The sequence below is a fragment of the Dolichospermum circinale AWQC131C genome (assembly GCF_000426905.1).
GTDB classification, from domain to species: Bacteria; Cyanobacteriota; Cyanobacteriia; order Cyanobacteriales; family Nostocaceae; genus Dolichospermum; species Dolichospermum circinale.
The window spans coordinates 69,758-70,268 of record NZ_KE384592.1; the positions used below are offsets into that span (position 1 = coordinate 69,758).

Consider the following 511-nt stretch of genomic DNA (forward strand, 5'->3'; position numbering starts at 1 on the left):
ATCTGGCAATAATTCACTTTGATTAATTTGTTCATAATTATCATTTTTCAGATAATATAGAGACAATTGATTATTTTGCCAAAACCAGACTTCGGTAATATTAAACCGTTTGTATTTTTCAAGTTTATCAATACTGCCACTGGTAATATTAATTTCAATTGCTAAATCTGGATTTTCCTTTTTTTCTCCGATGTAATAAGATTCATCCGGTTCAAAGGAAGCATTCTTTTCTTTTGCGCGACGAGTAGCACTACCTACTGGAATCAGATTTATGCCTATTTCACAGGAATATAATTCTAGTAAAAAACCAAGAATGGTTTTAATCATTTCATGTTGTTCACTCAGCGTCATAAATTCGATGCACCCATCAACATAAGTTATCCGCAAACCTGCTGCGTCTGCGGTTAAGGTTTCTATTATTTCAAATTCTTTCCAGGTGTAATGACCAGGTAGAAGAAATTGCTGTTCGGAAATTGTGGTGGTTTTGTCTAAGGTTTGGATAGTCATAGTA

At 33.7% G+C, this 511-nt stretch carries 1 protein-coding gene; it reads right to left on the reverse strand.

The features are described 5' to 3' along the window. Positions 1 to 507 (reverse strand): Uma2 family endonuclease (locus ACIR131C_RS0103435; protein ID WP_028089074.1); only part of this gene is annotated, 507 nt, incomplete at its 3' end. Between the last annotated feature and the right edge of the window lie 4 nt (positions 508 to 511).